The organism is Hyphomonas sp. UBA3601 (genome assembly GCF_002375605.1).
Classification (GTDB): Bacteria; Pseudomonadota; Alphaproteobacteria; order Caulobacterales; family Hyphomonadaceae; genus Hyphomonas.
In genome coordinates this window covers 3782-12124 of record NZ_DFME01000102.1, presented here as the reverse complement: position 1 = coordinate 12124, position 8343 = coordinate 3782, and the positions used below count along the sequence as shown (strand labels likewise).

Genomic DNA, 8343 nt, shown 5'->3' with positions numbered 1-8343 from the left:
GAGCCCCTCTATGAGGGGCATCGCGCGGTCTGGATCCGCGAAGTTGATGCACAAACGTTCGAACCGGTTTCGGATGCGGTCGTAGCGGTGAATGGCGGCGTGGACTTGTCCGAACAACCCGTCTGGATCGAGGGGCCGCATCTCTACAAGGTTGATGGCAAGTACCTGCTTAGCGCTGCTGAAGGCGGAACAGGCCCGCAGCACTCGCAGGTGATCCTCATCGCGAAGTCCCCCTTGGGGCCGTTTACGCCCCATCCCGATAACCCGATCCTGACGCAACGCGACCTACCGGAAGACCGGGCCGAACCGATCACTTCGGTTGGCCATGCTGACTTCACCCAAGATTCTGAGGGCAATTGGTGGGCCGTATTCCTTGGCACGCGCCCCTATCAAGGCAACGAATACAATACCGGCCGCGAAACTTTCCTCATGCCGGTGTCATGGGACAATGGTATCCCACGCATCACCAAGCCCGGCGACGTCATCCCGCACGTCATTGATCGTCCCGCCCTGCCGGCGCAGCCGAAGGCTTCTTTGCCGCTGACTGGTAACTTCACCTATACGGATGAGTTTGAGGAAGACGTACTTCCGCTGCACTGGCTGACGGTCAGAATACCTGCCCAGAAAGCGTATCGACTGGAAAATGGCGAACTCGTTCTGGAAGCGCGCGCAGACGGAGTCGGCAGCCCTGGACAGCCTTCCTTTCTCGCGCGGCGGCAGCAACACACAAATGCTGAAGCCTATACTGAGGTCTCTTTCGTGCCGGGAGATAATGACGACGAAGCGGGAATTGCCGCTTTCCAGAATGATGCGGCCTATTATGCGCTCGGCTTGTCGATGAGTGAAGACGGGAAAGCGATTGTGCGGCTGCGCAAGCGCGCGGGGGACGCGACAGACAAGGACGGCGAGATCGTCGCAGAGGTCCCTGCAGCCACGCCTTTGGGGGCCTCCCTCAAACTGCGGATCGTATCACGGGGCCCTGAGATCGACTTCTATCAGGCTGCCCGAGGCGACGACTGGGAGCCCGTGGCACTCGGCGAAGACAGCACAATTCTGAGCACGGAAAAGGCTGGTGGGTTTGTCGGTACGCTTCTCGGTGTTTATGCCCAGTCCGCCGGAGACTGATCATTAAAAATGAAAATGGCGGCCTTCGAATGAAGGCCGCCATTTGATTTCAGACTTATCTTTCAGGCTGGCGCTATTCAGAGCAACCTTGATCACGCTCGGAAGGTTCGAAGCGGATGTCCGCCACTGCCACTGTCCCAGCATCCATCGTTCCGATAACCGCCGGGATCTGCACGGCAGTAAGGTCAGTCAGACCGAGACAGGCCGCAGGCGCTCGGTATTCCGCCCAGTCGGAACCTGTGACGGTGATCTGCTCAACGGCTTCGCAATTGCCATTCTGGTCGCAAGAGCCACTGACGGATATGACGTGCTCCCCGCCATCCGGCACCTTGGCTGCGATTACGATGTCCAGCGCGGCGTCGCCAGCCGCATTCAGATTGACCGGATTGGCAAAGGAACCAATAGACAGGACGCCAGTCGGATCCGACCATGAAAGCACCAGTCCATCCTCCTGAGTTTCGTAGTCCGTCCGACTGATCGAAAGGCCCGCCAGTTCGGTAAGCCCCGGCTGCAGCGTCGTGTAAGCCCCCTCAAACGCGAGGAGCGCGCCCCAGCGGTCTCCTGGGCGTCCGCGCCTGAACAAGGTCCGCGGATCCGCATTGCCCATGAGGTCTTCGGACAGACCCGGATCTTCACTCAGCTCTCCAAGCTCGGTTGCGTCAGAGGCATAGCTGAGGCCGTACCCGTAAGCGAATAGCGGCTCATAAGGTGTGTCTTCCGAATTGAGACGTGACGGCTGGGCTGTCGCCGGCCATGAGAAGGAGAGACGTCCCGTAAAGTCGTAGTCTGGTTCCGTCTGGAATAGCACATCGGCAATCCCGGCACCTTCGGAGCCCGGGAGCCAAGCTGCTACGAACGCATCGGAGTCATTGAGTTCGGGATTTACCCAAAGCGGCCGACCCGACAGGAAAACCGACACGACCGGCACGCCCTTGTCCTGGAAGGCTTCGAGCTTGCTTGTGTCAAAACCATTCGGCACAAAATCCATCGTCCGAATATCGCCGATGCCTTCAGCGTATGGATTTTCTCCGTACACAGCAATTACAACATCCGCATCTACATTGGACTCTCCTGTGGGGTCGAAGATCAGCGTTCCGCCGCCCGGCAGCAGCGCATCCTCAATACCTTCCAGAATGGACTGTCCATTGGGGAAGTGGCCATTGTCATAACCACCGCCCTGCCAGGACAAGGTCCAGCCACCAGCGGCCTTGGTGATACTGTCTGCGCCATCACCGATCACGAGAATGGTTTGCTCCGTGCTGAGCGGAAGGAGATTGTCATTGTTCTTCAGCAAAACGAGCGATTCCCGCACGGCGCGGCGGGCGATCTCTCGGGCCTCGGGCGTTGCCATCAGGCTCTCGTCGTTCGCTCCAGGGCGTTCGCTTGGCGCAGGCTTGTCGAAAATGCCATAGGCGAGCTTCACACGCAGGATACGGCGCACGGCATCGTCGAGACGCTCCATCGGGATGTTGCCATCCTTGGCGTGCTGGAGCGTACTTTCATAGAGCCCCTTCCAGCTGTCCGGTGCCATGTACATATCGAGCCCAGCATTCAACGACTGTGGACAGTCGGTATTCGTACAACCCGGCACCTGGCCGTGACCATTCCAGTCACCGACAACAAAACCAGTGAAACCGAGGCGGTCTTTCAGCACTTCGGTCAGCATGACGTGGCTGCCATGCATCTTGACACCCTGCCAGCTGGAGAATGACGACATGACGGTCTGCACACCGGCTTCAAGCGCGGTGAAATAGCCTTGGGCGTGAATGTCGATGAGTTCCTGTTCGGTGGCGAGCGTCTCGCCCTGATCGATGCCATCTTGTGTACCGCCGTCGCCGACATAGTGTTTGGCACTGGAAATGACACGGCCCTCGCCGAGAAAGTCCTCATCATCCGGACGGCCCTGCAATCCGTAGACAATCCGTTCGGCATATTCGCGGACAATTTCAGGGCTTTCTGAATAGCCCTCATAGGTGCGGCCCCAGCGGTCATCGCGCGGAGTGGCGATGGTCGGGGCAAATGTCCAATCATGGCCGGAGACAATGAGTTCCTCGGCGGTAATGCGGGCAATGTCTTCGATCAGGTCCGGATCATTGGCAGCGCCAAGGCCGATATTGTGCGGGAAGATGGTCGCACCAAACAGGTTCGCATGGCCATGCACGGCATCGATGCCCCAGATGACGGGGATGGCGATTTCAACACCTTCTGGATCGACCGAGGCGTGCCAATAAGCGTCCGCATCCGCGAGCCACGCGTCCATGGACGCGAACGGTTCGTCACCGGGCGCCGAGCTGCCACCACTGAGAACGGACCCAAGGCGATAGGCCTTTACTTCTTCGGGGGTCACACTGTCGCTGTCCGCCTGGATGACCTGACCGACTTTCTGCTCCAGAGTCATCTTCGCCATGATCTCGTCAATGCGCGCTTCGATCACAGGGTCGAGATCCGGCACAGTGATTTCGGGCCAAAGTTCTGGTGTTGCGACGAGATCGTGCTCAGTCATGAGCGCGGTCTGCACGGGCTCTGCAGCTACCATGGTTTCGTTGGCATCGGCATCGGTCGGCGTATGGCTACACGCGGCAATGAGCGCCACACTAGCCACGCCGCCGAGCAGCGAAATGATTGACGATTTCCGGACAGCCTTGGCCATCGCGACCTCCCTTGTTCAGTTTTTAAAAAAATGCCCTCGCCGACAGATCGGCGAGGGCGGAATGTATATGCCGGGCCTAACCCTGCATTTCCTCGAGTTCGAGACCTTTGGTTTCCCTGACCGCCTTGAAGACGAAGAAGACGGAAATCAGCGCACACACAGCGTAGAAACCGTAAGCACCCGCCAGACCGATACCAGCCGTTGCCAGCATGATCGGAAAGGTCATCGTGATCGCGAAGTTGGCGATCCATTGCGCAAAGCCGGAGATGGCGAGACCTGCGCCGCGAACTTGGTTCGGGAACATCTCACCAAGGGCGACCCACATGACAGGGCCCCATGACGCGTTAAAGAACACAACATAGGCATTCGCGGCGAGCAGAGCGATCAAGCCAAAGCTGCCGGGCAGACTGACTGCCCCATCAATCGTGACCGCTTGTGAGAAGCAGAATGCCACGATGGCAAGTGTGACCGTCATACCGACCGAGCCCATCCACAATAGTGGTTTGCGACCGATCCGGTCGATCAGCAGCAGCGCAATGATCACGGCAATAATCGAGACCGCACCGGAAATGATGTTGATCAGCAAGGCGTCGCTTTCGGAGAAGCCAACCGCCTGCCAGAGCACGGCGCCATAATAGAAGACGACATTGATACCAACAAGTTGCTGGAACACGGCAAGACCGATACCGACCCAGACAATGGGTTTGAAACCGAATTGACCAAGCGCGTCCTTGAGGGACGGCTTGTGATCATTGGCAAGCGACTGCTCGATCTCGTCGACCTTGCGGTGAGCGGCCTTGGCACCAGAGAGACGCGAGAGCACCGAACGCGCCTTGTCTGTAGAACCTTGTGCCACGAGGTAGCGCGGGCTTTCCGGAATGAACAGAAGAGCCACGAGGAAGAATGTAGCCGGCAGCAATTCCATCCAGAACATCCAGCGCCACGCTTCAAAGCCGAGCAGCCATTCATTCATGGCAGACCCGCCAGTTGCTTGCGCGATCAGATAATTGGACACGAATGCCAGAAAAAGCCCGCTGATGATGGCGACCTGCTGGATCGACGTGAGGCGACCGCGATATTTGGCCGGAGCAACTTCGGAAATATAAGCTGGTGACATGACGCTTGCGGCGCCGACCGCAAGACCACCAATGATGCGATAGACGACAAATTCCGCCGACGAGCCCGCTACACCGGAGCCCCATGCGGAGATTATGAAACAAACCGCAGCAACGATCATCATCGTGCGACGACCGAACGCATCCGACAATGTGCCTGCCAGTGCCGCGCCGACCGCACAGCCAAGCAGCATGGAGGCAACGTTGAAACCTGTGCCCATTTCTTGCGAGTTGAAGGCAACACGGAGACCATCAACAGTTCCGTTGATGACGCCTGAGTCAAAACCAAAAAGAAATCCGCCGATCGTGGCGACGGCGGTGATCAGCAGAACCTGGCCAAAACTGCCCTGTCCTGTATCCATATTTACAGTCGATGATGCGTCGCTCATACCGCGCGCCCTCCCTTGTTTCGCGGCAGGCAACCCCCTGCCCGCTTTTTGCTTATACCGAAGTCTAGCCTCGAATGTTATCGCCAACAAGAAGTCTATCAAAATTGAGTTGTCAACGTTGACAAGTGTTTCTGCTGCAACGGCTCCTACGAGTCGGGGCGACGACGATGCGCCAGTTGCGCATCATCGCAGGCTGAGGTCCAGCACGAATGGAGAAGGGAATTGCCGCCTATTTGGCGGTGGCGCAGCTCTGATTATATGAGGCAATGTCCTGATTGAACTGGCGTGCAACGGCTTGCAGCCCACGCTCTTTTGCCATCAGCTCCTTCCTGGCAGTCTGATAGGCAGACTTGGTCTCATCAGCCGTCACAGCGTGCGCAGGCGAGGCCAAGCGATGGATTTCGGCGTCTTCCCAAACCTCACCCAACTCTTCCACACGGATCGCCAATTCATCACGTTTGGCCTGCAGCGTTTCGATCTCCGCCTTCTTCGGCGCCATGGTTGCCGTCATGGCATTGCACCGCTTCACGTCCGCAGTCGTCATCGCCTGAGCGACGGCTGTTTGTGCAGCAATGACAAGCATGAAACTGGCGACAATGGATTTCATCATGAAACGGGACCTCTTGCTAAGTTCACGCTTTTTATGGCGGAAAGTCACTGAAGCAAAGCTGAACGCTGTTGCCCCCGAACTGCCTCATTTGAACGATCTCAGTCGCGCTCCTGGCCTTCACGGGCACGACCGATAATGACAGCATCCATGATGCGGAATATGGCCGCAAAATCAGTCAGCAATTCCCGCACGCGATCCACACTATCGAGGGGTTTGAACATGCTGCCAGGCTCAAACAGGTTCCCTCCCTCCAGTGTGATGAACATCTCTCCACCATCAAAACACGCCTTCAGCCGACCGCCGTGGAATGCCTTTTCCAAGTCGACAAGATTTTGCATGAGGTCCGGCGTCAGGAGGTAGCGGCTCTCCACCTGATCGGTGGTGTAGACCTCAAATATCTTTTCAAACACCGGGTCTTCCAGCATGGCACGGGACATGCCCTTTCCCCCGCCAAATCGGTTGAAGAAGCCCGAATCACGCGTGATCAGCGTGCGGCCATAGAAGCGCTTGGAAAACTCGAAGCGCAGGCATTGGCCCTTGAAGACCGTTCTCCAGCGGGTTTGCGTATTGCCTTTGGAATCGGTCGACGTACTGCGCTCTTCGAGATGCGCCTCGAACAATTCGAAATCCACGCCTTTGCGCCGTCCCGTCAGCCGATCCTCATAATTGGCGCGGTCCCAGCTGGGCACGATTCCAACATCATGATGCTTGTAGATAGAGTCGACAGAGCCGGGCTCCGCCAAGAATTGCAGACCAAGCTTTCGCACAACGGGCAGGACAATCAGATCCTTGGCTTCCTTGCCAAGTCGACGCACATCACGGCCTCCCCAGTACAGATAGCCCACACCGACCACCACAGCGATGATTGCTGCGAAGGGATGCCGAACAAGAAGCACGCCAGCAAGCGCACCGAGAACAGCAACCGCGATCCCCACATAGCGGGCTTGTCGCGCCTTCGCGACGGCGACTTGTCGTTCGGCCTCACGAGTCAAAAGCGCTGGCCTGATCTCATCCTGGAACAGGCGGGGAAACTCCTGGAATTCCTCTGGAAGATCACCCAATGCCTTTACAACATCCGGATCGAAAGGAGGTTGTGACGGGAGTGGATCGGTCGATGGCATATCCTGACTCATCTGGGGCGGCCTCTCATAAACAGACCGCCCCAGTTAAGCTTGGATTCCGTGACAGGTAAAACCTGTATCAGATATCGGCGTAGACGTGCCGCTCACCCGCGAAGCCCGGATGGGTCGTCGCGCCCTTGTGTGCAGGGCCGACCAGCGCGGCAAATTTTTGCAGCGCACCGGAGCCATAGGCCGTAATACGCGGCTTCCACTGACGCTTGCGGTCTTCCAGCTCAGCAGGCGTCAGGCGGACATCAATCGTGCCTTTTTCGGCATCGATCGTGACGATGTCGCCATCCTTCAGCAGGCCGATGGGGCCGCCTTCCTGCGCTTCAGGGCCGACATGACCAATGCAGAAGCCACGCGTTGCGCCGGAGAAGCGACCATCAGTAATCAGGGCCACCTTGTCACCCATGCCCTGACCGTAGATCGCGGCAGTGGTCGACAGCATCTCCCGCATACCGGGGCCACCCTTGGGGCCTTCGTATCGGATGACGAGAACTTCGCCTTCCTTGTAGTCGCGGTTGGACACGGCTTTGAAACAGGCTTCCTCGCCGTCAAAGACGCGCACCGGCCCGGAGAATTGCAGCGTGTGCAGTCCGGCCACTTTCACGATGGCGCCATCGGGGGCGAGCGATCCCCACAGGCCAACGACACCGCCGGTTGGCGAGATCGGATTGGTTGCCGGATAGATGACCTTCTGGTTCGGGTCCCACTCGATGTCTTCGAGGTATTCTGCCCAGGTCTGTCCGGTGACGGTCAGGCAGTCGCCATTGATCAGGCCGGATTCGTGCAGCGTCTTCATCAGCATGGGCACGCCGCCTGCTTCGCCGAAATCCTTGGCAACATAGTCGCCACCGGGTTTGAGGTTCGCGATGTAAGGCGTCTTCTGGAAGATCTTCGCGACGTCTTCGAGATCGAACTGAACGCCGCACTCATGCGCCATGGCTGGCAGATGAAGCGCCGCATTGGTCGAGCCGCCGGTCGCGGCGACGACGATGGCCGCATTCTCGAAGGCTTCCCGCGTGCAGATGTCGCGCGGGCGCAGATTCTTCTCGACCAGTTGCATCACCACTTCACCACTGGCCACGGCATAGCCGTCACGGTCGGTGTAAGGCGCTGGCAGCGCCGAGGAGAGCGGCAAGGCGAGGCCGATGGCCTCAGAGACGCAGGCCATCGTGTTCGCCGTGAACTGGCCGCCGCACGCCCCGTCGCCAGGACAGGCGACCTTTTCCAGCGCGTGAAGTTTCTCGGCGGTCATCTCGTTCGAGCCAGCGGCATGCGCGCCCACAGCCTCGAACACGTCAAGCACGGTGACATCGCGGCCCTCATA

General features: G+C 58.4%; 6 protein-coding genes. 1 reads left to right on the top strand and 5 read right to left on the bottom strand.

Annotated features, from left to right (window positions below; genetic code table 11):
• On the top strand, positions 1 to 1125 hold a 1125-nt coding region (locus B4F73_RS10080), incomplete at its 5' end, for a family 43 glycosylhydrolase (protein WP_290483174.1).
• Between the two features lie 73 nt (positions 1126 to 1198).
• Here B4F73_RS10080 and B4F73_RS10075 read toward each other — a convergent pair.
• From B4F73_RS10075 to B4F73_RS10055, 5 genes are all read right to left on the bottom strand, one after another.
• On the bottom strand, positions 1199 to 3775 hold the full coding sequence (locus B4F73_RS10075; RefSeq protein WP_290483173.1) for a glycoside hydrolase family 3 protein: 2577 nt from the start codon (positions 3773 to 3775) through the stop codon (positions 1199 to 1201).
• 76 nt (positions 3776 to 3851) lie between these two features.
• A complete protein-coding gene (locus tag B4F73_RS10070; RefSeq protein WP_290481347.1) occupies positions 3852 to 5279 on the bottom strand; it encodes a sugar porter family MFS transporter in 1428 nt (475 codons plus the stop codon).
• Positions 5280 to 5508: 229 nt separating this feature from the next.
• Positions 5509 to 5889 carry a hypothetical protein gene (locus B4F73_RS10065; RefSeq protein WP_290483172.1) on the bottom strand — a complete coding sequence of 127 codons (381 nt, stop codon included), beginning with the start codon at positions 5887 to 5889 and terminating at the stop codon, positions 5509 to 5511.
• Positions 5890 to 5987: 98 nt separating this feature from the next.
• On the bottom strand, positions 5988 to 7022 hold the full coding sequence (locus B4F73_RS10060; RefSeq protein WP_290483171.1) for a DUF3137 domain-containing protein: 1035 nt from the start codon (positions 7020 to 7022) through the stop codon (positions 5988 to 5990).
• Between the two features lie 67 nt (positions 7023 to 7089).
• The coding region (locus B4F73_RS10055) for a dihydroxy-acid dehydratase (protein ID WP_290483170.1) at positions 7090 to 8343 on the bottom strand (1254 nt) is incomplete at its 5' end.